This is a genomic window from Bdellovibrio sp. HCB-162, assembly GCF_047344985.1.
GTDB lineage: Bacteria > Bdellovibrionota > Bdellovibrionia > Bdellovibrionales > Bdellovibrionaceae > Bdellovibrio.
Genome location: NZ_CP178861.1, coordinates 3,259,301 through 3,282,589, shown reverse-complemented (window position 1 = coordinate 3,282,589; position 23,289 = coordinate 3,259,301). Strand labels below are relative to the sequence as shown.

At 45.3% G+C, this 23,289-nt stretch carries 24 protein-coding genes; 12 read left to right on the top strand and 12 right to left on the bottom strand.

What is annotated here, in order from left to right; genetic code table 11:
* Positions 1–7: 7 nt before the first annotated feature.
* Positions 8–313: a polyhydroxyalkanoic acid system family protein gene (locus tag ACLSSO_RS15755; protein WP_295900199.1), complete on the bottom strand. Its 306-nt coding sequence runs from the start codon at positions 311–313 to the stop codon at positions 8–10.
* A gap of 172 nt (positions 314–485) precedes the next feature.
* Here ACLSSO_RS15755 and aspS point away from each other — a divergent pair, with 172 nt between their 5' ends.
* Entirely contained in the window at positions 486–2,300 is a 1,815-nt protein-coding gene (gene aspS / locus ACLSSO_RS15750; protein ID WP_413943380.1) for an aspartate--tRNA ligase, read from the top strand.
* A gap of 31 nt (positions 2,301–2,331) precedes the next feature.
* Here the strand turns inward: aspS and ACLSSO_RS15745 are convergent, their stop codons facing one another.
* Positions 2,332–2,943 carry a hypothetical protein gene (locus tag ACLSSO_RS15745; RefSeq protein ID WP_413944828.1) on the bottom strand — a complete coding sequence of 204 codons (612 nt, stop codon included), beginning with the start codon at positions 2,941–2,943 and terminating at the stop codon, positions 2,332–2,334.
* A gap of 111 nt (positions 2,944–3,054) precedes the next feature.
* Here ACLSSO_RS15745 and ACLSSO_RS15740 point away from each other — a divergent pair, with 111 nt between their 5' ends.
* The 3 genes from ACLSSO_RS15740 (at position 3,055) to ACLSSO_RS15730 (ending at position 5,128) form a co-directional block, all read left to right on the top strand.
* A complete protein-coding gene (locus ACLSSO_RS15740) occupies positions 3,055–3,825 on the top strand; it encodes a DUF1266 domain-containing protein (RefSeq protein ID WP_413943379.1) in 771 nt (256 codons plus the stop codon).
* 103 nt (positions 3,826–3,928) lie between these two features.
* Complete coding sequence (locus ACLSSO_RS15735; protein WP_413943378.1) at positions 3,929–4,342, top strand: hypothetical protein; 414 nt, start codon at positions 3,929–3,931, stop codon at positions 4,340–4,342.
* A gap of 60 nt (positions 4,343–4,402) precedes the next feature.
* A complete protein-coding gene (locus ACLSSO_RS15730; protein WP_413943377.1) occupies positions 4,403–5,128 on the top strand; it encodes a rhomboid family intramembrane serine protease in 726 nt (241 codons plus the stop codon).
* On the opposite strand, the gene ACLSSO_RS15725 is transcribed toward ACLSSO_RS15730, so the two are convergent.
* The 3 genes from ACLSSO_RS15725 to ACLSSO_RS15715 form a co-directional block, all read right to left on the bottom strand.
* Complete coding sequence (locus ACLSSO_RS15725) at positions 5,125–6,237, bottom strand: CpaF family protein (protein WP_413943376.1); 1,113 nt, start codon at positions 6,235–6,237, stop codon at positions 5,125–5,127. The two genes, ACLSSO_RS15730 and ACLSSO_RS15725, sit on opposite strands and share 4 nt — an antisense overlap.
* Positions 6,234–7,532 (bottom strand): pilus assembly protein, encoded by a 1,299-nt coding sequence (locus tag ACLSSO_RS15720; RefSeq protein WP_413943375.1) that lies wholly within the window; start codon positions 7,530–7,532, stop codon positions 6,234–6,236. The genes ACLSSO_RS15725 and ACLSSO_RS15720 overlap by 4 nt, the downstream gene beginning before the upstream one ends.
* Before the next feature lie 76 nt (positions 7,533–7,608).
* Positions 7,609–8,715, bottom strand: a complete 1,107-nt coding sequence (locus ACLSSO_RS15715; protein ID WP_295900191.1) for a hybrid sensor histidine kinase/response regulator — start codon at positions 8,713–8,715, stop codon at positions 7,609–7,611.
* A 244-nt stretch (positions 8,716–8,959) separates the two neighbouring features.
* Between ACLSSO_RS15715 and ACLSSO_RS15710 the strand changes: the two genes are divergently transcribed.
* A complete protein-coding gene (locus ACLSSO_RS15710) occupies positions 8,960–11,116 on the top strand; it encodes a hypothetical protein (protein ID WP_295900190.1) in 2,157 nt (718 codons plus the stop codon).
* A 52-nt stretch (positions 11,117–11,168) separates the two neighbouring features.
* Positions 11,169–12,434, top strand: coding sequence for an amidohydrolase (locus tag ACLSSO_RS15705; RefSeq protein WP_295900189.1), 1,266 nt, complete (start codon positions 11,169–11,171; stop codon positions 12,432–12,434).
* Here the strand turns inward: ACLSSO_RS15705 and ACLSSO_RS15700 are convergent.
* From ACLSSO_RS15700 to ACLSSO_RS15675, 6 genes are all read right to left on the bottom strand, one after another.
* Positions 12,423–13,292: a hypothetical protein gene (locus ACLSSO_RS15700; RefSeq protein ID WP_413943374.1), complete on the bottom strand. Its 870-nt coding sequence runs from the start codon at positions 13,290–13,292 to the stop codon at positions 12,423–12,425. The two genes, ACLSSO_RS15705 and ACLSSO_RS15700, sit on opposite strands and share 12 nt — an antisense overlap.
* A gap of 9 nt (positions 13,293–13,301) precedes the next feature.
* Positions 13,302–13,781, bottom strand: coding sequence for a hypothetical protein (locus tag ACLSSO_RS15695; RefSeq protein ID WP_295900187.1), 480 nt, complete (start codon positions 13,779–13,781; stop codon positions 13,302–13,304).
* Between the two features lie 96 nt (positions 13,782–13,877).
* Positions 13,878–14,612 carry a hypothetical protein gene (locus ACLSSO_RS15690; RefSeq protein WP_413943373.1) on the bottom strand — a complete coding sequence of 245 codons (735 nt, stop codon included), beginning with the start codon at positions 14,610–14,612 and terminating at the stop codon, positions 13,878–13,880.
* Positions 14,606–14,950 carry a hypothetical protein gene (locus ACLSSO_RS15685; protein WP_413943372.1) on the bottom strand — a complete coding sequence of 115 codons (345 nt, stop codon included), beginning with the start codon at positions 14,948–14,950 and terminating at the stop codon, positions 14,606–14,608. Before ACLSSO_RS15685 ends, ACLSSO_RS15690 begins: the two co-directional genes overlap by 7 nt.
* Complete coding sequence (locus ACLSSO_RS15680; protein ID WP_295900184.1) at positions 14,950–15,222, bottom strand: Flp family type IVb pilin; 273 nt, start codon at positions 15,220–15,222, stop codon at positions 14,950–14,952. Before ACLSSO_RS15680 ends, ACLSSO_RS15685 begins: the two co-directional genes overlap by 1 nt.
* Before the next feature lie 97 nt (positions 15,223–15,319).
* Positions 15,320–15,613 (bottom strand): hypothetical protein, encoded by a 294-nt coding sequence (locus ACLSSO_RS15675; RefSeq protein WP_295900183.1) that lies wholly within the window; start codon positions 15,611–15,613, stop codon positions 15,320–15,322.
* A gap of 212 nt (positions 15,614–15,825) precedes the next feature.
* On the opposite strand from ACLSSO_RS15675, the gene folD reads away from it, so the two are divergent.
* The 4 genes from folD to ACLSSO_RS15655 are packed head-to-tail and all read left to right on the top strand — an operon-like array spanning position 15,826 to position 20,145.
* A complete protein-coding gene (gene folD / locus ACLSSO_RS15670) occupies positions 15,826–16,683 on the top strand; it encodes a bifunctional methylenetetrahydrofolate dehydrogenase/methenyltetrahydrofolate cyclohydrolase FolD (protein ID WP_413943371.1) in 858 nt (285 codons plus the stop codon).
* 9 nt (positions 16,684–16,692) lie between these two features.
* Positions 16,693–17,733: an aromatic ring-hydroxylating oxygenase subunit alpha gene (locus ACLSSO_RS15665; protein ID WP_295900181.1), complete on the top strand. Its 1,041-nt coding sequence runs from the start codon at positions 16,693–16,695 to the stop codon at positions 17,731–17,733.
* A 1-nt stretch (position 17,734) separates the two neighbouring features.
* Positions 17,735–18,838, top strand: a complete 1,104-nt coding sequence (locus ACLSSO_RS15660; RefSeq protein WP_413943370.1) for an esterase-like activity of phytase family protein — start codon at positions 17,735–17,737, stop codon at positions 18,836–18,838.
* Between the two features lie 2 nt (positions 18,839–18,840).
* Complete coding sequence (locus tag ACLSSO_RS15655) at positions 18,841–20,145, top strand: class I SAM-dependent rRNA methyltransferase (RefSeq protein WP_413943369.1); 1,305 nt, start codon at positions 18,841–18,843, stop codon at positions 20,143–20,145.
* Here the strand turns inward: ACLSSO_RS15655 and ACLSSO_RS15650 are convergent.
* Complete coding sequence (locus ACLSSO_RS15650) at positions 20,142–21,431, bottom strand: Hsp70 family protein (protein WP_413943368.1); 1,290 nt, start codon at positions 21,429–21,431, stop codon at positions 20,142–20,144. The two genes, ACLSSO_RS15655 and ACLSSO_RS15650, sit on opposite strands and share 4 nt — an antisense overlap.
* Before the next feature lie 176 nt (positions 21,432–21,607).
* On the opposite strand from ACLSSO_RS15650, the gene ACLSSO_RS15645 reads away from it, so the two are divergent.
* Both ACLSSO_RS15645 and ACLSSO_RS15640 read left to right on the top strand, forming a co-directional pair.
* A complete protein-coding gene (locus tag ACLSSO_RS15645) occupies positions 21,608–22,141 on the top strand; it encodes a hypothetical protein (RefSeq protein WP_413943367.1) in 534 nt (177 codons plus the stop codon).
* A 117-nt stretch (positions 22,142–22,258) separates the two neighbouring features.
* On the top strand, positions 22,259–23,254 hold the full coding sequence (locus ACLSSO_RS15640) for a hypothetical protein (RefSeq protein WP_413943366.1): 996 nt from the start codon (positions 22,259–22,261) through the stop codon (positions 23,252–23,254).
* Positions 23,255–23,289 lie beyond the last annotated feature (35 nt).

The following is a 23,289-nucleotide window of genomic DNA, read 5'->3' as shown; positions in this document are numbered from 1 at the left end:
AGAGTTTTTAGCCTAGATACTTAGCCAGTTTCCTTTGCAAAGTTTCTTGGACTTTACCTTTGAACGGAGTAAGCATCAACGGCAGATCGACAGTCACGGAGACTTTACTGCCTGCGCCAGCGGAAGCCACCGTCATATCCGCTTTAAATTGCGCTCCTTTCAAAGCTGCTTTCTTCCCGCCATCGTCAAAAGAGCATTGAAGCTTTGGGTCAAAGCGTCGAATGTCCTGATCGTTTGAAAGGAATTCTTTAATTTTTTTGTAAGCCTCTTCGGCGTTCTGACTGCTTTCGTGGTCTATTGTGAATTTTGGCATCTACCTTACCTTCATTTAATGGGACAGATATTGAACTAAAATTATAAAGGACAGTCCTGAGAAAAAGGAAGCAGAATGCCAAGTGGCTTCGACTTATGGGAGGTATAAAAATATGGCTTTTGACTGGAATGGCACAATATGTAAATCTGTCCCTCACGAGCAAGGTAGATTTATGAAGTTTGTTAAAGATCTAAAGAGAACGCATTATTGTGGAAGTCTGGCCCTCCCTCAAGTAGGCCAAAAAGTAGTCCTCATGGGCTGGGTCGACGTGCGTCGCGACCACGGAAGTCTTGTGTTTATCGACCTCCGCGATCGTGAAGGTATTGTGCAAGTTGTTTTGGATCCGAATAAACCAGAAACTTCGGCTGCAAAAAATCTTCGCGGAGAATTCGTTCTTGCGATTGAAGGTGTTGTACGCGCTCGTCCAGACGGTATGAAAAATAACAAAATCGCGACAGGTGCTATCGAAGTCGAAGCCACTCGTTGTGAAATTCTGAATGAGTCCGCAGTTCCTCCATTCCAAGTGGACGACGAAAACGTGAACGAGACTTTGCGTTTAAAGCACCGCTATTTGGATCTTCGTTCGCCTCGTTTGACTCATCACCTTTTGACTCGCCATAAAGTGGCGCAGTTGGTTCGTCGTTTCCTTTCTGACAATGGTTTTGTTGAAGTCGAAACGCCGATCTTGTTTAAGTCCACTCCCGAAGGAGCGCGTGACTATCTTGTTCCTTCACGTGTGAACCAAGGAACTTTCTATGCTTTGCCTCAATCGCCACAAATCTTGAAACAGCTTTTGATGGTGTCTGGTTATGACCGTTATTTCCAAATCGCTCGTTGCTTCCGTGACGAAGATTTGCGTGCGGATCGTCAACCGGAGTTCTCACAAATCGATATGGAGATGTCTTTCATCGATCAAGAAGACATCATGCAAATGAACGAAAAACTTTTGCGCACGATTTGGAAAGAAATCAAAGGCATTGATGTCGGTGATATTCCTCGCATGTCTTTCCAAGAGGCGATGGATCGTTACGGCAGTGATAAGCCAGACACGCGTTTCGGTATGGAGATCAAAGATCTTCAAGGCATCGTAACGGGTTCAGGCTTTAAAGTTTTCGACGACGTGCTTGCGCGTGGTGGAATCGTGCGTGGTATCGCGGTACCTAAGGGTGGCACATACTCTCGCGGTCAGTTTGATAAATTGACGGATATGGCAAAACGCGCAGGCGCCAAAGGCCTTGTGTGGATCAAAGCCGAAGCTGACGGCTCATTGTCGTCTCCAGTTTCTAAATTCTTCACTCCAGACAAATTGATGGAGATGTTTAAAGCTGTGGGTGCAAATCCAGGCGACTGTGCTTTGATTGTGGGCGATGATTTTGAAACAGCATGTGCTGCTCTTTCAACATTGCGTTTGCACTTGGGTAAAGAATTGAATTTGATCGATACATCGAAAGATCATTTCTTGTGGGTGATCGACTTCCCTGCATTTGAGTACTCTCCGGAGGAAAAACGTTGGGTTTCAAGACATCATCCATTCACGTCTCCAAAGGATGAGTTCATGCAGGATTTGATCGACGGTAACGAAGCGACTTACGGCAAGATGCTCGCAAAAGCTTACGACCTTGTTTGCAACGGTTATGAAATGGGTGGCGGAAGTATCCGTATCTATCGTACAGAGTTGCAGCAGGCGATGTTCCGTCTTTTGGGTATGAACAAAGAGCAACAAGAAGCGAAGTTTGGTTTCTTGTTGGATGCTTTGAAATACGGTGCGCCTCCTCACGGTGGTATCGCTTGGGGTATGGACCGCCTTGTGATGCTTCTTTGCGGAACAGATGCGATTCGCGAAGTGATCGCCTTCCCGAAAACAGCGAAGGCTTCGGACTTGATGGCAGACTGTCCAAGTGAAGTCAGCCGCGATCAGTTGGCGGAAGTCGGAGTTCGCTTAAGTCCACTGGCTGAAAAGAATCTTGAAGAAATGAAAAAAGGCTAAAAACAAAAACCCGGATAACCTCCGGGTTTTTTTATTCTTGAGGTGCTACGGTAATAGCACCTTCTGCCGTCTGCACTTTGATATGTCCTACATTCTGCGGAAGAACTTCGCCTGTCGGGTTAGAAGTCACGTTGTTTTGAATTTTTCCGGAAATCGATTGCAGATCCAGTTCATACAAAAGCTCTTTAGGAATTTGCAGAGACACGTTGCCGTCGCGAGTTTCAATCAAAACGTGATTTTTAAAAGACTCTGGCAAATAGATATCGGCCTGCAACTTCGCATCTGATTCTTGAGTCAGCTCTTTTCCATTCACGTTCATCTGAATCCAACTGCTCGCAATCGGTTCATGAAACTCCACATGCACAGCATCTTTCTCCGCTGTCTGAGTAATAAAAGGGCCTTGTTCAAAGCGCGGAATTTTTCCGTGCAGCTGCACCTTCAAAGTATTTCCCGAATAAATTTTTAAAGAAAGATCCACGCGGCGGGAAGACAGAGTGAGATTGTTCATGCCTTGAAGAAAAAATTCTTCATTCTCCTCATATTTCTGGCCCTGCATAATCTTATTTGTCACAGAATTAAAAGCCGTGAAAACGGAATCAGGATTGTTAAAAACATATCCCATGATCAGAATCAGCGATCCCATCAAAATAAAAAATAGGGCTCCTAGACCAAGGAGAAACTTCTTAAGCATCTGATTAAACTATCATCTTGAAATGGAAAGTTAAACGTAATTGAATAGGGGGAGGGAGTCTCCATGCAGCGTATTTTGCCAGAAACAGACTTAGAGAAAAAAATGATGAGCCTTGGTGCTGTTTTTGTCGAAGAAAATCAAGTTCTTGATGAGCTGTTTCAAGTTATTGGGTCTGACCTGGAAGAGGGACAAGAACTCTCTCCAGAAACCAAGGAACAAGTTCTCAATGAAATCGGTGAGTACTTTTTCCGCCTAGATATGAACTACGGACCCGATATTAAATCGGACTGCATCGAAATTCTGCAAGAGTTCTGGGCCGTGCACGATAAAAAGTCTGCTCTACAAAATTTAGAAAATATTCGTACTCAAGGTCACCGCACCAAATTCAATGTTTTAAAATCCACGCTTCCTTCCAATGGAAAAATCGATATTGCGTCGATGACTAAGTTTAAGCAGATCTTCAGTTTTGATTTTGCCGAAGGCCAAGAACTCAAAATGAGCGATGAAGATTATCAGAAACTCGCTTCGTGGATTCAAAACACCAATAGGTATCTTAACGAGGCGGGAATTCTTGCGTGGGATGCCGCTCGTTATGTTCACCTTATCCGTCTTGGCTTCATCGCAGGCTATCTAACGGACGACGAAGCGTGGGCCGAGATCTTAAAACTCGCTCCCATCACCGAAGGCCGTTTCAATTCGTGGATGGAATTCTCACAAAGTTTTTTGATTGGTCGCACCTTCTGGTCGGGTGGGGCAGATCCGCAGGTGAAATCAATTTGCGAAAGACTTCTTGGTCATCCTGCGAGCCCTTGGCAGTTCTTGGACTGGACCTAGTTCTAGTTTTCCATCTTATGTCTCAAGTTTGAACGTTCCATTCCGATACGTACCTTAAGAGAGTCATGGATGACTTTCTTTCAAGCACACACGGAGGTGTGGAATGGAAAAAATCAGTGGAATTCTTCCTGCCAGCGCTCGCACTCGAGTGGCCGATATTTCGGTGGCTCAGCCCGCGCGTCCAGGGGCTCCTGCTCTCGGTCGACCTATGGGAAAAAATTCTTTAGGCGACAGAGTCACTTTAAGCAAACAGCTTGAAGAGATGAGGCAGTCAGGACAGCTTCCGGAACCAGAGGCCTCTCCCGTTTATAAAAATCCTGGTGAAGTGAAGAAGCTCAAAGTGATTGAAGACCTCAATCAGAAATTCTTTGCGAATCCAAAAGACATCGCTCGCGAAGACGATCTAGCGAAGTCCGAGGAGACCTTAAAGAAAACAGACAGCAATGATGGCTTATTCTATGTAGAAAAAGAACTACGCCCTCAGGAGCCTGCTTTAAATCCTCTTAAAGAACAATAATTAATCCGCCACCTTGACATCTCCCGCTGAGGCCTCAAATTCAACCTCACGGGAGGCTTCATGGAGCCAGCAAAGCGGTCTTGGACAGTCGTTCGCGCCACGTGGTTGACAAGAAAACCCAATGGTCGTGCATGGTTCGCCGCCGCCTGGTCCCTTTTCGCTTTGATTCTCGGAAGCGTTTTTTATTGGCAAAATCTTTTTCAATCATCTAAGTGGATGTCCGCTTCGGGATTTTCTGTTTTTTCACAACATCAATATTGGCGTCTTTGGACGACTCTTTTTGCCCATGCAGATACGGGCCATCTTGTTTCTAATTCTTTGCTGTTTTCAATCTTTGGTTATTTCTTAGCAGGATATTTCGGACTTTTTACATTTCCCTTTTTAGCATTTGCGCTCGGTGGAGTTACCAACGCCATCGTACTGTCGAGTTACAATCCTGAAGTCTATCTCATCGGTGTCTCCGGTGTCGTCTACTGGATGGGAGGAATGTGGTTGGTTCTTTATCTCCTCATAGATCAGCAACGAACAGTGATGCAGAGAATTCTTCGCTCTGTGGGAGTAGCACTTGCTGTTTTTATGCCTTCGGCCGCTTTTGATCCGCAAGTGAGTTATCGTGCGCACCTAGTTGGTTTCATTCTCGGAGTTGTCTCTGGTGCGATTTACTACTGGTTTAATCGGGGAAAATTCAAAGCCGCGATTGTTTCTGAAGTCTTCTTTGAAGAGCAACCGTCACCTCCTTATGAAGAAGGCACCGATAAGGAAGACAATTTGATTCTCCCTTATTAAAGCTCCGCAGGCTCAAGTAAAATTCCATTTTCTTCCAAGGAGCAAAGACGATAAGCCCCTTTGAAACATCTTTTTCCTGCCTTGTCTTTTCCGGTTACGATCACATAATCCAAAGACATTTGAATCAGTCGACGAATCGCTGAAAGACTCCACTGCGGAGCCCCCATTTGAATCAACATCTCCAAACGAATCAAAGCCTGTCCCGCATCTTGAGCATGAAGAGTTCCAAAGCTTCCCGCGTGTCCTGTCGCTAACGCCATTAAAAAATCTTTCGCCTCAGAGCCACGCACCTCGCCCATAACAATGCGGTCCGGTCTTAAACGCAAAGACCGTTTTACCAGTTGAGTTTGATCTACATTCGGTAACACGCCTTGCGGATCTTCACGAGTCAAAAGTTTCATGCTGGCTTTATTGGGAAGTGCGATTTCAGAGGTATCTTCAATCACCACGACACGTTCATTTTCCGGAAGAAGATTTAAAAATGAATTCAGCACGGAAGTTTTCCCCGAACCCGTGCCGCCAATAACTAAGAAATTCTTTCTTTGCTCCATCAAGTTTTGAAAGAGCTGAAGATCTTTTTGCGTGCACCATTCTTTTTCTGCCAGCTTTAAAAACGTCCAAGGATTTTTCGGATGACGGCGCAATGAAAAGTGCGCTGATGTGTTCGTTAGATCCGAGCCGATAAGACTTAAACGAAAATCGTGAAAGCTTCCGTCGACGCAAGGATGCTCTTTTGTGATATGCGCTTTCGCTTCATGGCAAATCCGATCTAAGCAATTGCGATAGCTTAAATCGGAAAAGAAAGAGTCGGGATGACGATGCAGGCGACCTTCTTTTTCAATCCAAATAGAGGTCGGACCATTCACGATGATTTCCGTGATGGTCTCGTCCATCATGGGCTCACAAAGCGGTCCCCACGAGTCCATCTCCCAACGCACACGTTTTTGCACACTCTCTTCCACATTTTGCACATGACGAGAAATAATTTGCTCTACCTTCTGCGAACGCAAATTATTTTCTTCGTCAGGAGAAAGCATAAACTCGTTCAAAGGCATTTTATGAATGTCGTCTTGAATCTGATCATAAATCTTTTTAGCAGCGGTCATCATAAACGCGGTCTCCCTTGAAGATGTTCCAGGCCTTCTCCGTCATCGCCTTCTTTTAAAATTGTCGGGCGTACAAAAATCACAAGTTCAGAACGGTTTTCGCGAAAGTCTTTGCTTGAAAAGAGGGCCCCAATAACAGGAAGCCTTGATAAAAAGGGAAGACCCTGCGAGCTATTTCCATCTTCACTTTTTAATAGGCCCGAAAGCGCAATGGTCTGAGGGCGAGTCAAATCAAAGTGACTTGAAACTCGGTTCGTGAGAATCCCCGGAATACCGTCCACCTTGCGAGAGTCATCCAAGGTTGAAACTTCCGTTTCAATAGAAAGACTGATTCGGCCAGCGGCATCAGCTTTTGGTTTGACTCTCAATAAAATTCCATAACGTTTCCAAACAACGTCCTGAGCTTTGTAGTTCATAATCTTAATTGGGAATTCGCCACCAGCTAAGAACTCGGCCTCTTTGCCACTGCGACAAAGAATATTGGGGCTTGCAAGAATTTTTCCGTAACCTTGCCCTTCAAGTGCTTGAAGGTTGAAAGGAAGATCCTCATCCATCACGCGCTTTCCGGTGCTGAGAATCTTTGCGGAGTAACTTGAAGGCCACTGCAGACCGTATTGTATTGAAAGGTCGCGCTTAATTTCAGCCACTGTGATTTGAACCTTCACTGTGGGCGCCATTTCCAAACTGTTTTCATCACGCAAAACCGAAATACCAAAGGGCGAAAGAATCTGTTGATATTTTTTAAAGGCTAGATCGGGCCCACTGACGCGAATTTCGGGCGAAGGTTCAAAAATCAACGTTTGCGGCGGAAGCTTGGCTCGCTCGAATAATTCCTGGAAATATTTTTGCGCGTCAGTTTGCAGTTCGGAAGAAAGTTCTGCACGCATGGAATAAGAAAAGGCTTTCGCACGGGCAAAGTCAGCAAGCTTCACCCAATCCTGCAGTCGATAAAGATGACCTTTAATCAAAAGGTCCCCTTCACCCACTTGCGCAGACAAACCCACAATGCCTTGAAGATCTTTTTTTAGTTCCGCCAATGAATCCGTCTTATTGGGATGAAGAACTTGGACGTGATAGGTTTCTGAACCTAGTTTTAAAACCGTTCTTCCTTCGCGGGCGCCTTTAATCACGAGCCTTGAGCCTTGTCCCTCCGCTTTCAGAATTTCGCGGTCCTGAATCCAGACTGAAGAATTTCCTTTTAAAGATAAATTTTTGGATTCACCCAATGAAAGCGTTAACTCGGTTTGAGCGAAACTGACGGAAGAAATAAATGTAAATAAAAGCAGAGCGTTTTTCATGCCGCGAACAAAGAGCAAACTTTGCGCGGCGATGTTTTAAAATAAGGAAAATCTCAATGGACGGTGTCCGGACAGCTTAGCCGACTGCAAGGTCAAAGAACACCATGACTCCTTGGTCGGTATTCTTAAACTGCAAATGGGAATTGTGAGACTTTAAAATAGACTGACAGATAGTTAAACCCAAGCCCGTGCCTGTTGAGTGGTGCATCACATCTTCATCGATATAAAAAGGCTTCATAATTTTATCAATCACAGAAGCGGGGAGGTGAGGACCTTTATTAGAGACCAAGAAGCGAAGATTGTTGCCATGGCGTAAACTCTCTACATGAATCTCGCTGGATTCCACACCAAACTTCGCGGCATTGTGAATCAGGCGTTGTACGACCTGCTTAATCAGGCGGACATCCGCTTTCACATTCACAGGCTCAAGTTTACTCACAAGCTTTTGATGTTTCTTATTCATCATGTCGACAACGTCTTTGCCAAGTCCCTCATCGAATTGAGAGAAGGCAATGCTTTGCATGTCGATCTTGAGCTGATTCGTCTCTGCACGCACCACAAGTAAAACGTCTTCGACAAGACTTTTCAGTCGTTCAGCGCTTTTGGTGATTCGATTGACCATCAGTTTGTCTTCGTCAGCCAAATTAGATTCAGACAGCAAAGAGGAAAAACTTAAGATCGATGTTAGAGGAGTTTTCAATTCATGGTTGATCAAAATCATGAAGTTGGATTTCGCAACATCCAGACTCTTAAGATCTTCCAAAGCGCGAGCCAGCTCCGCATTTTTTTGTTTGAGCTCCTGGCCCAACGCAAATCTTTCAATCGCGTGCTCCACAGTGTTGCTAAGATCAACAGGGTCCCACGGCTTCGTGAGGTATCTAAAGATCTGTCCTTTATTCACTGCCATGATTACAGATTCAAGATCCGTGTAACCGGTGAGAAGAATACGAACTGTCTCAGGATGAGAATTCAAAGTTTTCTCTAAGAATTCGACTCCCGTCATTTCAGGCATGCGTTGATCAGTAATAATAAGAGAAACAGGTCCTGGATTTTTGGCCAGAACCTCCAATGCTTCTTTTCCTGAGGTGGCCTTTAGTACAGTAAATTTCTTGCGAAACAACCGTTCGAGGGCGTCCACGTTATCTATTTCATCATCTACACAAAGAATTGTGTGCTTCGTCATATAATGTAGTGTAGGATTTGAAAAAGAGCAGTGCAAAGGATTTTGCACAGGCCCTCTTGTTGTCATGGATGATGACGAAAAAGGTTTGGAAAATTGCGAAGGATTGCGACACTTCTCGGGCTAGACCCTGGTCCAGTTTAACAATCTTTCAACAATTTTGCTCAGAAATGAGTCAAGTCTGCGTCCCCTCCTGACGATGAGTGAAACGGTAGAAGTGTTTTTTATCCTTTTCAGGAGATCGAGTATGAAATTTTGGATGCGCATTGCAACTCCGTTCACGTTGGTGATGAGTTTTGCAGTTGGTGCTCAGGCTCAAATGTGGGGTACTGGAATGTACGGCGGGATGCAATCTTGCCCATACAACTACGGTGCTGCTGCAGGTTCTTCAAGCTACCTTGATGAAATCAAGGAAGAACAAGCCAACATTCGTGAAGCTGAAAAGCAACTTCGTGCTAAAAAATCTGAAAAGAAAAGAATAGAGAAGGATCTGGAAAGATCTCGTAAGACTGTTGAAGACGTTGTCTCTGAAGACTTCTCTGAATTCGTTTTCGATCACATGGAAAACAACAGAACGTGCCGCTCTTACAAAGGACACAAGAGCAACGCAGGTCAATCTGGTGACGGTGAATCCAATGTTTCTGGTCAAGAAGGTGGCGTTGCGATAGTAACTCCGCAAACAAACGGTGATATTCCTAACTCTGTCGATATCCGTGCTTTCACGGTGCAAGAGTGGGACGTGCTTTGTGATCAAAACAAGGCCGGTTCAGTAGCAGGTCTTGTGTGTGATGGCGCTCGTTTCCGTCAGCCTGAAAAAGGTCGCTCTACAGCTCAAGATTGTAAAAAAGGTTTGGGCGATTACAAAAAAGGTTACGCTCAATCGAACAAACTTCAGCGTGAAATTGAATCTCTAGAAAACGCGATTAAGAACAGCAAAAGAAATATCCAAGATGCTCGTACAAACTACGCAGACGAAATGCGCGAAAGACAGCGTGAGATGTCTGAAGGTGGAATCTGTATCGAGTGTATGCAGCAAAATTCAGGTTACTCTTATCAAAAGCCTGAAACAGATTGGGGCTCAGTGATCGGTAACATCGGTCTTGGCCTTGCTGCAACTTACATGGGTTATCAAACTAATAAAATGGTTGCGAATGCGAATGCCAATATCGGTTGGCCGACTCAACCATATCCTGCGTGGGGCTACGGCTTCCCATTCCTTGCTCAAGGTATCGGTCAAGCGATCGGTGGCGGTAGCGGAATCTATGGAGCTATCGGCGGCGGTATCGGTGCCGGTGGTTTTGGTTGTGCGGGAGCGAACGGTGGCGCTTACGGTATGATGGGACCTTACGGTGGCATGAACGGCGGCGGCATGTGGGGCAACCCATACGCGATGGCTGGCATGGGCATGGGTGGTCTTGGTGGCGGAATCTTTATGCCTGGCATGGGCCCTTGGGGTATGGCCGGTCCTTGGGGTATGGGTGGACCATATCCAGGAGCGATGGGCTATCCGATGATGGGCGGTATGATGGGTATGCCGATGGGTAATATGATCGGCGGAGTCATGGGCGGCGTCATGGGAATGCCTATGGGTGGCATGGGTATGCCAATGGGCGGAATGATGGGAATGCCTATGGCCGGAGGCATGATGGGTATGCCGATGGGCGGTATGATGGGCATGCCAATGGGTGGAATGATTGGTGGAGCTCTTGGCGGCATCATGGGAATGCCTATGGGTGGCATGGGTATGCCAATGGGTGGAATGATGGGTATGCCAATGGGCGGTATGGCCGGCGGCATGATGGGTATGCCAATGGGCGGAATGATGGGCATGCCGATGGGCGGAATGATTGGTGGAGCTCTTGGCGGCGTCATGGGAATGCCTATGGGTGGCATGGGAATGCCAATGGGCGGAATGATGGGTATGCCAATGGGCGGTATGGCCGGCGGCATGATGGGAATGCCAATGGGTGGAATGATGGGCATGCCGATGATGGGCGGTATGGCTGGTGGTATGATGGGTATGCCGATGATGGGCGGTATGAACGGTGGTTTGGGCGCATTGCAAATGCAACAACAAATGATGCAAATGCAGATGCAACAATACCAAATGTACATCCAACAACAGCAGTCTTACATGCAACAACAAATGCAAAGACAGCAAGTTGTGGCGAGCCTTCAACAAGAACTTTACGGTTTGCTTTATAGAATCCAACAAGTTTCTTACGGCGGTATGGGCGGCGGATATATCGGCGGCTCTATCGGTGGAGGAATCGGTATTGGTGGCGGCATCGGCGTCGGTGGTGTCACAGGCGGCGGAGTCTTAACTCCACTTCCAGGTTCCGGTGGTGTTGGAGGAATTCCTGGCACAGGCGGCGGCACAGCTCCGATCCCTGCACCTCGCTAAGAAAATTATTTAGTTAAAATTAAAAGGGCCCTCTGCTAAAACAGAGGGCCTTATGCTTTTTAAAATCCCGCGTCTTTACGACAGTCATACTCACTTTCTTGCCACTGGAGAATTCGCTTCAGGCCTGGCTTTGGGTTCGTTGCAAAAACCGGAAGACCTTGCGCACATTCCGTTGCAGAAATCTTATTATCGCGGTGACTGGATTGTGGGATTTGGCTGGGATGAAACCAAGTGGCCGACGCCTCCGCATAAAAAAATTCTGGATCAGATTTTTCCTAATAATCCGGTTTTCCTGGCGCGTATGGACGGACACCGCTGCTGGGTGAATTCACAAGCATTAAAGCTTTTGGGTTTTACTTCAGATACGGGCATTCTTATCGAGAAAGAACATCTCCAAGCATGGGATCGTTTGCCAGAGTTCACAAAAGAACAACAGCGCGGGCATATTCTTTCAGCCTGCCGTGTCTTCAATAAAGCCGGTTTCACTCATGTGCGAGATATGTCCTGCACGGAATCTTTATGGAATCTTTTAGTGGAGATGTCGGAGGCCCAAGAGCTGACTCTAGCTATTGAGGAAAATGTTACGTCTCACGATCTCAATGATTTCGATAAAATGTTGCAGCTCTGTGTGCAGGCAAAGAAAGGTGAAACGCCTTATTTGCGGATGAAGGGTATTAAAATTTTCTATGATGGATCTTTGGGCTCAGAGACGGCGTATCTTTCAAAACCTTACAATGGTAAAGCGGAAGGTCCTCGTGGAATGACGTTATGGGACCTTTCTCACGTCGAGGAAGTGATCCGAAGAACTTGGGCTGAAGGACTTGATTTTTCCGTTCATACGATTGGGGATGAGGCTGCTCATCACATCGTGCAGCTTGCACGCAAAATTTCTGCCCAAGGAGCCGTAGGTCGCTTGAATTTAGAACACGCGCAAGTGTTGAGACCTGAAACAATTCAGATGATGAAACCTCTGCACGTGCGTTGCCATTTGCAACCTTGCCATTGGCTGAGCGACCGCGTGTGGCTGGAAAACAAATTAGGAGAGTTGTACAAATACGCTTTCCCTTGGGAAGCTTTGCGTGCGGCGCAGATTCCAACGTCCTTTGGTTGTGACAGTCCTATCGAACCGCCTTCTTTTTGGCGTAATAAAATCGCTCTTGACGAAAGTGTTAAGGCAAAGATCAAAAAGTTTACAGGTGACATTACCGTCACGCACGCACATCCAGATTCAAGCTTTGTTGGAAACTCCCATACGGTGATTGAAGACGGCGTCGTGAAAGAAATCGTTTTTGATGGGCGTCCTCTGTCACTTGAGTGAGGACGTGTTAATCACCATCTTTTTATCTTTCATGGAATAAATAATTCCTCCGAGGACCAAGGCTCCGGCAGTATAAAGCCAAGGTTTGTGTTCAGCGACCCAGGATTTTTTCTTTTCGTTAGACTGGATTCGCGGCGTGCATTCGTTAGAAAAATAAATCACACCGCGATTCATTAATTCTAAATCCAGATCCTTCGTCGAAAATCCATCGCAAGTGCCTTCAGCAAGGTATTCAAATGCGAACTGTTGATTTAAAAGCTGTTCATAAGTTCCAAAGAAGCTCACTGGTGATTGAGAGTTTGAAACCAGTGTCCACTGATAAGCCGTTTTTGGTGAAAGCGGCACAGTTTCCTCGGCGGAAAATCCTTGAGACTCGATAAAGACTTTTTCTAGATTCGGGTATTTCTTGGCAAGTTTCTGTAACGATGTGAACTGGGTCGGGCATGGGAACAGAACCGGGCCTTCGCTTAAAAGTGCTACACTTTTGCAATAGAAATGCAAAAGCTCCTGACGTTCTTGCGTCGTGGTTTTTAAATTTAAACTTTTTTCTGTAAGGTCGCGCACGTAGCGAAGACTTAATAAAGTTAAAGGTCCTTCATTTTGAATTTTCTTAAGCTGAGTGATTGTCGACGTGATATCTTGGTTAAAAGAATCACCCAACTGAAAAAGCTGAGCCTCTTGGGCTTCGTTTTTTGATAAGTGGCTTTGCGTGTGCTCCACATAAGAAATGACTTCTTTGTGAGACTTCAAAAACTCTTGATACGAGCTCGCGGAAGCTCCGGGAGCTTGCAAGAGGATACTTTGCGCAAAAACGTTCAATGGAGTTAAGAACAAAAATGGAATTAACAAGTTCTTCATAAAAACCTCTTAATTTTGATATTCAACACGAACACGCGAAGGACCTGAAGAGCTGAGCTGAGTGCCTTTTTCATCAGGATTCTGAACAACCGCAATAAAGGGACCTGCATAACTAAGAAGTCTTGAGCTTTCGGTTTCTTTTACTAAAACCGCATATTGCTGCGGATTTAAAGGCGCTCGCAAAAGTTTTAATTTTGAACCTACTTTAAGTCCGCCTTTTTGTTTTTCATTGGAAGCGAGATACAAATCCACAACACCACCCATATCGCCCACCAAAGACGCCAACGATTCGGCGTTGGAAATTTCAATCGGCACAAGCACAAAACCACGGGGAATAAAAGTGTCGACGGATTTAGGTTCGGGCAGAAAAGTGTCTTTCTGCACGGGCTCTGCTGCCGGACGGGTGATGAAAAAGGAAATAAGGCCTAAGCAGACGAAGGCGACAAGAAGGTAATTATTTTTTAGAGCGATAAGAATTTTTTGTTGCATGATTTTTATCCTCAGTGAGTTGATATTTTTTTTGAGTGTCTTTGAGATTTCCAAGCTGTGTGACGGCGGCAAAACAGAAGAAAACTACAAAGAGCATCACCACACAGACTTCAATGAGTATTTGCCCACGATGATTTTTGGTAGCCATGAAGAATTCTCCTTTGCGAGGGAAACGGCACACGCTTTTTTGAAACTAAATTCTCCTTTTAGAAAATTTGAAAAAGGAGGACGGACTTGAACCCGGTACTGCCATTCGTGAGCCAGAGCTTGCTTGTTTTCAAAATCATCCACCGGACTGTATGTCGGAGCGATGTCCGGTGAATCCGGACGGACAGCCAATTTGGGAGCTTTACCACGAACGGAACTTAAATCGACTTTGAGAAGGACATTTGAAGCCGTGGCACCGGTGCGACGAAGGCCCATCGAGGTGAAGGTATGGGACTGTTGAAGCAGCAGATTACTTTGTTTAATTAATTGTTTTTGTCTGCGATCAAGCTTGTCTCTTTTCTCAAGAACCTGCATGTAGTGTTTGGTAGCTTTTGCGATAGCTGCAGGATTTTCACTGGCAATCGCTGCTTCGAGTTCTAAAATAGCTTCAGCCAGTTCCGCTTTCACGGCAATGGCAACAGAATTTAAAGCCAAGAGGGTGGAAAGAAGGGGGGCGACTCGTTTTTGGCCACTCTGTCCCTCCACGCGACATTGATATTTAAGACCCAAATCGTTTTGCAAAATTCCCAAAAGAGAAAAGCACAGTAAAGCCCCCGCAATAAAGACTGGCAGAACAGCAAGAATAATGGCTAAGGCCGAACCTTTTTGATTGTAAATCACCATGATCGGGGTCCTTTTAAAGTTTTTTCGATTTCTAAAGGTGGAGTGAAATCAATAGAGATTTTTCCTTGAAGGTCTTTGCCTCTTTTAGATATGCGGATGTCCGAGCGAATGTTGATGATAAGAACTTTCGATATTCGATTGCGCAGTTCTTGTTCGCAAGAAGACAGGTGAGAGCTTTGCCCGCAGATCAAAGCTTCGTGCAAATTGTAGTCGGCAAAATAGAAAACCATTCCGCGATAAAGCAGCAGAGTAAAAACAGTTCCGACGACCACCAATAAAGGTAAGGTCAGGGTCGCTTCAATCACGCCCTGACCTTTTTGTGCACGCAAGAGTTTCATTATTTCTTTTCGGATTTTGAGGGATTGACGGCACCGTCAAAGAAATCGCTAAAGTCTTTTTTCTTGTACATGTTGTCAGTGACGTCGTAAGCGTCTTTTTTGCGGCTTTCTTTGCCGCCCAAAGCTTGTGCGACGTTCGCGAATTGTACGTTTACGTTACCGCCGACGACTTTGATGATCGCAATACTACCGACGGCGACAATCGCAACGATGATAAGGTACTCAATGAGTCCTTGGCCTTTTTTATTTTTTAGGATTTGATTTGCTTTCATTGGTTTCTCCATGTGCGGAGACTGAAAGCAAGATGAGTTCAGAGGTGAGAACCGATAAAATCAAAAAACAAAGTCCGGAGGTCCGGACTTCGTGTGATTACTTCTTTTTGCCTTTGGCAGGAGCTTTTGCGGCGGCAGCGGCTGCAGCTTTTTCTTCCTTCGCAGCAGCGGCGGCTTCTTTTTTCGCGCCGGCTTTTTTCGCCTTACGCTGAATGATAATACGATCCAAAATTTCAAAAGCTTCTTTTTGCAAATCGTTTTCGAAGATAAAGCGGTAGAAACCTTCGATCTCTGGGCTTTGGCGGAATTTTTTAAGGGACGTAGGAAGGCTGTCAGACTGAACGAAATCGATAGAACTGCCGTCTTTTGAGAGTTTTACTTTATCAGCCATTTATTAAATCCCCTAATGTTTTAAAGGGTTTGTACCCTAAACGCGGGGTTGGAATCAAGAATAAAATGGCTTTTTGACGGTTCTGGACTGTCGCGAACGACCTCGGACAGAGATCTTTTTAAGGCTTTGTTAATTTTCTGAATGCAGCTATTAAACCATTGAATTTCTTAGGCAAATAAGTGAGATTGAGGTCACAAAAAATGGGAGGTCCGATGCTCATTCTCAATGGTAAGGAAGTGGCCAAAGAAGTGCGTTCATCTCTTGCCCCTCGCGTGGTGAGTTTCGTGAAGGAAAAGGGCCGATCTCCTCATCTGTCAGTCGTCATTGTCGGCGATGATCCTGCATCTCACATTTACGTAAAAAATAAAAAACTCGCATGTGAATCCGTAGGCATGACTTCCACGATTCACGCTTTACCGTCGAGCACCACCCAGCAGGAACTCAACGATCACATCACTGCTTTAAACCAAGATGATCACGTCGATGGGATCTTGGTGCAGTTTCCGCTTCCGCAGCACCTTAATTCCGAAGAAGTTTTGAATTTATTGTCCTCTGAAAAAGATGCAGATGGGTTAACCTATTCTTCACTCGGTTATTTCTTTGCTGGAAAACCTGTTGTACAACCCTGCACTCCAGCGGGCGTGATGACGATGCTGAAGCACTACAAAGTTCCTGTTGAAGGGATGCGTGCGGTGGTTGTCGGGCGCAGCAACATCGTGGGAAAACCGATGGCGCAGCTTTTGACCGAAGCCAACGCGACAGTGACGGTTTGTCACTCAAAGACGAAAGATCTTTCTGAGATCACTCGTCAGGCGGATCTGGTGATTGTGGCGGCGGGAAAAGCGCGCATGCTGGGAAAAGATGATTTTAAAAAGGACGCCATCGTTGTCGACGTGGGTATGCACCGCGGAGGCCCTGCAGGAAAACTGTGTGGAGATGTGCGATTTGAAGAACTTGAAGGCTGGGTGCAAGCGGCAACTCCCGTTCCTGGTGGAGTCGGACCGATGACCATAGCGACGCTGTTACAAAATACCTGCTTGCTCGCGGAAAAAAGAGCCGGGTTACGTTAGAGGATTTAGATGTACACGGGATTTTTAAAGAATGTTTGGTATGTGGGACTTCCCAGCCATGAATTGGCGATTGGAAAGGCACAGTCTCGCAAAATCATGAATGAACCGATTGTTTTCTTCCGCGATAGCAAAGGAAAAGTTTCTGCGGTTCGTGACATCTGCCCTCATCGTGGGATTCCATTAAGCTACGGTCGCGTTGTGAATGACACGATTGAGTGTCCATACCACGGTTGGAAATTTGATGGGACAGGCATGTGCACAGAGATTCCTTCTTTGTGTCCAGATCAAGAATTAAATCCCAACAAAATCAAAGTGCGTTCTTATCCTGTTCACGAAGCTCAAGGTCTTATTTGGATCTTTGTTGGTGATAAAGATTACGATATGACGAAGGCACCGCAAGTTCCGGTGATGAAAGCGTTCCCTTCGGATGTAAAACCAAAGCTGACTTACGTGGTGAACTTCCCATGCCACGTCGATCACGCTGTGATTGGTTTGATGGACCCGGCGCATGGACCTTACGTGCATAAGAGCTGGTTCTGGCGTTCTGAAAAAACAATGCTTGAAAAGAAAAAGAAATTTGCACCGGTCAACTACGGCTTCCAAATGGTGCGCCATCAGCCTTCGAAAAATTCCAAAGCTTATAAGATTTTGGGCGGAGCTCCGACGACTGAAATTACATTCACTCTTCCGTGTGTGCGTGTGGAGCATATCGAAGTGGGACCTCGCAATTTCTATTCGTTCACGGCGCTGACCCCGGTGGATGAAATGAATACGCGTGTGACGCAGCTCGCGTATTGGGATATTCCTTGGTTGAGCTTGATTAAGCCAGGTCTTCATTTGTTCTCAAAAAATTTCTTGGGACAAGACATGGATGCTGTGACGAAACAGCAAGAGGGTCTTAAATACGATCCAAGTTTGATGTTGATTAAAGACGCCGATACCCAGGCGAAATGGTACTACGCTTTGAAGACGGAATATCATGATCATCTTGAGCAAAAGCGTGAGTTCAATCATCCGGTTAAAGAAACTGAACTTCGTTGGAGAAGTTAGAATGTTGAAATCTTTTATTTCTTTTTTAGTTTTAATGGTGGGTGTTCAGGCGCATGCGCTCCGTTTGGAATACGTTGGCGAAACTTCGATTCCGACGGGAACAAAGTTTGAAAAAGCGACAATCGGCGGACTTTCAGGAATGGTGTGGAGTGATAACACGCTTTATGCTCTTTCTGATGACAAAGGCCGCGCCGGTGAGCCGCGCTTTTTTGAGTTTGATTTGAAGATCGATAAAAAAATGGTGACGTTAACGCCTAAGAAAGTTCATTTCATCACAGGTCTTCCCATGGAAGCTGATAAACCTGCGGGCCTTGACCCTGAAGGTTTGGTGCGTTTGCTCGACGGAGATTTTTTGATTTCCTCTGAAGGCAATAACGATGCGAAACCTCGTGAGATGCCGCGTATTTTCCGTGTGAATGCCGATGGAAAATGGAAATCCGATTTTCCAATTCCTGATAAATTTTTGCCAGAAACTACGGGCCAACAAAAGAAAGGCATTCAAAACAATGCGGCTTTTGAAGGTTTAACAAGTTTTGCTGATGGAAAATTTGTTTTCACAAGCACAGAGTCTTCTTTGTCTCAAGACTACATCAGCGGCGAAGAAGTGAATGGCGACTGGATTCGTATCTTGAAATACGAAGACAAAGGTCAGCAGGGTTATAAGCCCGTCGCAGAATACGCGTATCGTGTGGATGCCTTTAAAGACAATCAAAAGGGTAAAGAAGTTTTCAGAGGTGTTTCTGAAATTCTCGCTTTGTCGGAAACAAAAATGCTCGTACTTGAGCGTGGCGTTCGCATCTTTTCTAAAAATCTATGGGCGCAAACGGTGGCGATTTATCTTGCCGATCTTTCTAAAGGGACAGACATCACAGCTTTAACGAAACTAAGTGATGGCAAGTTCACAGGTGTAGAAAAAATCAAACTGATTGATTTTGAAACGGATCTGACAAAAGAACGCGGCGATAAAACGATTCAAAACTTCGAAGCCCTCACATGGGGACCGAAATTGGCGGATGGACGTCGCACTCTTTTGGTGATGGTCGATAATAATTTTTCAAAAAAAGAACTGACAGAGATGATCGTTTTTGCGGTTGAAGGTGAGTAAGAATGGTAACCGTATGGAGACTCCGTCCTGGAGCTGACAAACGTATTCGTAGCGGTCATCCGTGGGTTTTTTCCAATGAACTTTCCGCAAGTCCCAAAGGACTTATCCCGGGAACTCCAGTCGAGTTGCAGGACTCTAAAGGTCAGTTCTTGGCGCGTGGTTACGGCAATCCTCACTCTCTGATTGCCTTTCGTGCTTTGAGCTTCAGTCCTCAAGGTCAAGAGCCGACAAGTTTTGAATTTCTTCAGGAAAAAGTTTTGAACTCCTGGAAAGTTCGTAAGGCGGCAGGCTTCCGTGGAAGTTTCCGTTTGGCTTTTGGTGAGTCTGATTACATTCCAGGTCTTGTGCTTGATTACTACGTGATTGAACAAAAAGGTCAGAAGGCGCAGGTCTTCGCGGCTCAACTAGTTACTGCGGGAATGAATGAAGCGTTGAAAGACGCGGAAGGTTTCTTTAAAGGTCTTGTGGAAAAAGCCAAAGCTTTAGGTCTTTCAGAATTTTCTTGGGATAAAACCGCTGTTGTGATTCGGAATGACGTCGGCATCCGTAAGCTTGAAGGTTTGACGGTCGATGATCCACGCACGATCAAAGATCTTCCTGGATTTGATTTAAGAGACGTTGAGATCTTGTTGAATGCGGCTAGCGACGACGGTCTTGTGCGCATGAGCTGTGATTTGCAAGAAGGTCAAAAAACTGGCTTCTTCCTCGATCAAACTCACAACATTCATTTGGCTGTGGAGTTATTTAAAAACTGGGCAAGGACTCAAGAAAAACGCAAGCTGCGTGTTTTGGATCTTTGTTGTTATGTCGGTCATTGGTCGACACAGATCACCCGTGCACTAAAATCTTTGGGTTTTGAAGTGGAAGTGTCCTTGGTGGACGTTTCTAAAACAGCTTTGGCGTTTGCAAAAAAGAATGCAGAACGTGAAGGCGCTGAAGTGATCGTGCATGAGATGGATGTCTCGACAGGTCTTACTGAGCTTGCGAGCACATACTATGACATCGTGATCGCAGATCCTCCGGCCTTTATTAAATCTAAAAAAGATATTCCGATTGGAAAGCACGCGTATCTGAAAATGAACACGCAAGCTTTCCGTGTTGTGAAGAAGAATGGCTTTGTGGCTTCGTGCTCTTGTTCGGGATTGCTTGAAGAAGAAGAATTCCGCGATGCTATTCGTAAAGCGTCTTTAAGAAACTTTTCTGAAGTGCGCAGCGTTTTGCGTGGTGGCCATGCGGCTGATCACCCAACACTGATGCAATTCCCGGAAGGTTTTTATTTAAAGATGTACGTGCACTACGTCGTTTAAACGACTTTTTGTCCTTGCGCCCAGAAGCCTGCTGACTCTGTTAATCCTGAAAGGACGGAGTGGAAGTGGGCTTGGGTTTGTAACTTGTTAGCGCCGAATCTTTTTTCCAATTCTTTTTGAATGAACGGGACTTTCGCCGTTCCTCCTGTAAGACAGACTAAATCCACTTTATCTGAAGAAACGCCTGCGGATTTCAGGCACTCATCAAGAGCTGCGAAGATTTTTTCTCTTGTGGCGTCGGCCCATTCCACAAATTGTGAAATTGAAAAGGGTTCTGTGATTTCAAGACCCGGATAATCAAATTCAAACCGAGTTTGATCGGCCATCGAAAGAGCCCGCTTTGTTTTTTCGATATGTTCAAAGAATGGGAAAATCTGCTGATCTTCGATCAAAGTGAAAAGGCGCTCAACAGCGTCCGCATCTTTCTTCGTTAAAGAACACTTCTTCACTTCGCGGATAAATTCGTAAGTGTCTTTTTCTTTAAGATGCACGATGTGCGCCGGATGATTCAAACGTTGAGTCACACCAAAAGGCATTGTTAAAACATTGCTTCCCATCGGCAGACGGTATCGAGATTTCGCGCCAAAGTATTCGTTCAGACGATGACTCATAAACACGCTATCTAAAGCATCGCCAGCAAGAGGACAGCCATCAATCGCGAGCACGTCTTCTTTAGCAAAACCTTCAGGACGAAGTTTGATCAGAGTAAAATCGGAAGTTCCTCCGCCGAAGTCGCCGATCAAAACAGTTTTTTCAGATGTCAGCTGGCGGCGATAATCAAAAGCGGCGGCCAAAGGTTCCGGCACGAATTGCACTTCTTTAAAACCTGCAAAAGTAGCGGCCTTCTGCATTCGGTGCAAGGCAAAGCCATCACTCACAGCATCCATCGAATAACGGGCAGGGCGACCAATCACCGCTTTTTCAATAGGAGCATTGAGAATTTTTTCGGCGCGCTTTTTTAGTTCTAAAAGAAAAACACCAATCAAGTTTTCTAAAGTCAGAATGCGATTGTCTAAGACCGTTCCCAAATAATTTTGATTGGGAAGATGTGACTTGAAGGACCGGAAAAGGCGTCCTTCCATATCTTGTTCAATATATTGCTCAATCGCTTCAGAACCGTAATAACAAAGATCCGGATTGGGAAAATAAAGCAGAGTCCGCATCATGGTTGCATCGGAGGCCTTAGGATCTACGGCAAGAGCCTCATAGCGCTGGCCTTGATGGAAAGCTCCGACCAGAGAATTGCTTGTACCAAAATCGATGGAAAGAAAACTTTCTGAACTCATTCAGAAAAACTATCAAAGTTTATGAATGCACTCAATAAAAGTCGCCCACTTAGTCGAGGCTAGAAGGCCGAGCAACGGAAAATTCGCGATTAAAGCGGTAAACGGGAGTTTTTATAGAATAGCCCAGCTTCCCGTGCTAAACACCATACCTCGTACTGATTATTGAAGGGGTTCATATGAAGGCGTTTTTTGTAGTGTTAATGGGGTTGTTTGCGGGAACTGCGGCACAGGCTGAAGTTCAGGTTTATAAAGTTTTGGATGGATCGGTGGCTTATTGTAATTCTAAGTCGAACTACTCTGGCCAGAAAGTGATTCGTGTAGAGCTATTGAATGAAAGCGCGACAGAGCAAAATCAAGATGCAACGATAAAAGTTTCAGTGGTGAAGTGCCAAGATTCTCAATGGGTGGTTGATCAACTGCCGACATCAGAAAGCTATGTTGCTCCAAACGGACTGAAGGTCGAAGTCACGTTTGATAATTACGAAATGCTTCTTGTGAATAAAAAATATGAGGTTCTTCTTGAGACTTCTTTGGAGCAATTAAACAAGGGGCAAGCTCAACAAGATTATTCTATGGCTATCGTGAAAGAGAAAGAAACTCCTCAAGATGTGGAGCTTTTAATTCGCGCCCGTAAAACCGTAAAAGCGGAAAATGGTTACGAATATTCCGAGGTTATCATGTTCGGTGGATTTCGCGTCCGTCTAAAATAATGACACTTGCGGTGGCGACGAACTTCGTCACCGTATTTTTCTTCTTTTCAAGGGATCCAAAAAAATCTCAAGACCTCTGATGAACTTGGTAATCTGCCCGGTGTGAACGAGGTTTTTATGAAACTACAGAAGAAAAATTTGAGTGTCTTCCTTCTTCTTAGCCAGCTTGTGCTTTTGGCTTCGTGTGGTCAAATGCAGGCCAACGTAGAGAGATCTTCCGGCGTTTTTGATCAGACGTCATCGACAAGTCTTCCTACAAATCCAGATCCATCCTTTTATGCGGAAGCCAGTGAGGCTTCTGAAGTTCGTGAAGTTCAAGAGAAAAAACCTGCGTCTGAAGTAAAGCCGACTTCCCAAAAAGAAGAAGAAACGGCAACTCCGCAAGTCTCTGAAAATGAAGAAGAAAAAGGATCTTCTGAAACTCCGGAACCTGCAAATCCCTCAGCGCTACCTGCTCCTGCTCAGGCAGAGATGAATGGTCCCGGCGTTTTAAAACCAACAGTTTATTATTTTTACGTTGTTAATGAAGATAAAAATACTTGCTCTGCAAACACAAAAGTCACGATGCATGGAACAGGTGGCAAAGCTCTTTTGAAAGTGTGCCCAAAAACAGCGGAGGCCTGCGGTCTTCAAGGATCCTGCGCCATAGTTCAAAAAGGCGTAACTCGTGCTTTTAACGTGATCGGAAGAGTTGACGGCCAGGATCACTTCTTTGAAATTGAGAAAAATGGTTGTCGCTTTGGATATGGGGTGAACAGTTCCTGTCTTGATCCTTTTTATACTTTGGCAGCGGACTTAACGATCTACAAACCAGGCGAAGTGATTTACGTTCCGGCCGTTGTCGGTTTGGAGTTGCCTGATGGATCAAAACACAGCGGCTACTTCGTGATTCGCGACAAAGGCCGCGGAATTATCGGTCGAGGTCGTTTTGATTTCTTCTCTGGATACTTCAGCTGGCTTGATCCGAAGAATCCGTTTAATAAGCTCGGTCTTGGCGACGTTAAAACAAACATCCCTTATTATCGAGTGACAGGGGAGTCGGCGAAGAAATTCTTGTTAAGCCGTAAATACCCACAAATCCCAGTCCATGCGAATGGTGGACCGATCAAATAAAAAAAGCCCCGTATGAAACGGGGCTTTTTTATTTC

Bases quoted from the DNA above. Each gene is read 5' to 3' on its own strand.
- ACLSSO_RS15685 (WP_413943372.1), bottom strand. From the start codon at position 14,950: ATGAAACTCTTGCGTGCACAAAAAGGTCAGGGCGTGATTGAAGCGACC.
- ACLSSO_RS15745 (WP_413944828.1), bottom strand. From the start codon at position 2,943: ATGGGATCGCTGATTCTGATCATGGGATATGTTTTTAACAATCCTGAT.
- ACLSSO_RS15645 (WP_413943367.1), top strand. From the start codon at position 21,608: ATGAAGGCGTTTTTTGTAGTGTTAATGGGGTTGTTTGCGGGAACTGCG.
- ACLSSO_RS15725 (WP_413943376.1), bottom strand. From the start codon at position 6,237: ATGATGACCGCTGCTAAAAAGATTTATGATCAGATTCAAGACGACATT.
- ACLSSO_RS15665 (WP_295900181.1), top strand. From the start codon at position 16,693: ATGTACACGGGATTTTTAAAGAATGTTTGGTATGTGGGACTTCCCAGC.
- ACLSSO_RS15715 (WP_295900191.1), bottom strand. From the start codon at position 8,715: ATGACGAAGCACACAATTCTTTGTGTAGATGATGAAATAGATAACGTG.
- folD (WP_413943371.1), top strand. From the start codon at position 15,826: ATGCTCATTCTCAATGGTAAGGAAGTGGCCAAAGAAGTGCGTTCATCT.
- ACLSSO_RS15690 (WP_413943373.1), bottom strand. From the start codon at position 14,612: ATGGTGATTTACAATCAAAAAGGTTCGGCCTTAGCCATTATTCTTGCT.
- aspS (WP_413943380.1), top strand. From the start codon at position 486: ATGAAGTTTGTTAAAGATCTAAAGAGAACGCATTATTGTGGAAGTCTG.
- ACLSSO_RS15660 (WP_413943370.1), top strand. From the start codon at position 17,735: ATGTTGAAATCTTTTATTTCTTTTTTAGTTTTAATGGTGGGTGTTCAG.
- ACLSSO_RS15740 (WP_413943379.1), top strand. From the start codon at position 3,055: ATGCAGCGTATTTTGCCAGAAACAGACTTAGAGAAAAAAATGATGAGC.
- ACLSSO_RS15705 (WP_295900189.1), top strand. From the start codon at position 11,169: ATGCTTTTTAAAATCCCGCGTCTTTACGACAGTCATACTCACTTTCTT.
- ACLSSO_RS15650 (WP_413943368.1), bottom strand. From the start codon at position 21,431: ATGAGTTCAGAAAGTTTTCTTTCCATCGATTTTGGTACAAGCAATTCT.
- ACLSSO_RS15655 (WP_413943369.1), top strand. From the start codon at position 18,841: ATGGTAACCGTATGGAGACTCCGTCCTGGAGCTGACAAACGTATTCGT.
- ACLSSO_RS15640 (WP_413943366.1), top strand. From the start codon at position 22,259: ATGAAACTACAGAAGAAAAATTTGAGTGTCTTCCTTCTTCTTAGCCAG.
- ACLSSO_RS15700 (WP_413943374.1), bottom strand. From the start codon at position 13,292: ATGAAGAACTTGTTAATTCCATTTTTGTTCTTAACTCCATTGAACGTT.
- ACLSSO_RS15730 (WP_413943377.1), top strand. From the start codon at position 4,403: ATGGAGCCAGCAAAGCGGTCTTGGACAGTCGTTCGCGCCACGTGGTTG.
- ACLSSO_RS15675 (WP_295900183.1), bottom strand. From the start codon at position 15,613: ATGGCTGATAAAGTAAAACTCTCAAAAGACGGCAGTTCTATCGATTTC.
- ACLSSO_RS15710 (WP_295900190.1), top strand. From the start codon at position 8,960: ATGAAATTTTGGATGCGCATTGCAACTCCGTTCACGTTGGTGATGAGT.
- ACLSSO_RS15720 (WP_413943375.1), bottom strand. From the start codon at position 7,532: ATGAAAAACGCTCTGCTTTTATTTACATTTATTTCTTCCGTCAGTTTC.
- ACLSSO_RS15735 (WP_413943378.1), top strand. From the start codon at position 3,929: ATGGAAAAAATCAGTGGAATTCTTCCTGCCAGCGCTCGCACTCGAGTG.
- ACLSSO_RS15680 (WP_295900184.1), bottom strand. From the start codon at position 15,222: ATGAAAGCAAATCAAATCCTAAAAAATAAAAAAGGCCAAGGACTCATT.
- ACLSSO_RS15755 (WP_295900199.1), bottom strand. From the start codon at position 313: ATGCCAAAATTCACAATAGACCACGAAAGCAGTCAGAACGCCGAAGAG.
- ACLSSO_RS15695 (WP_295900187.1), bottom strand. From the start codon at position 13,781: ATGCAACAAAAAATTCTTATCGCTCTAAAAAATAATTACCTTCTTGTC.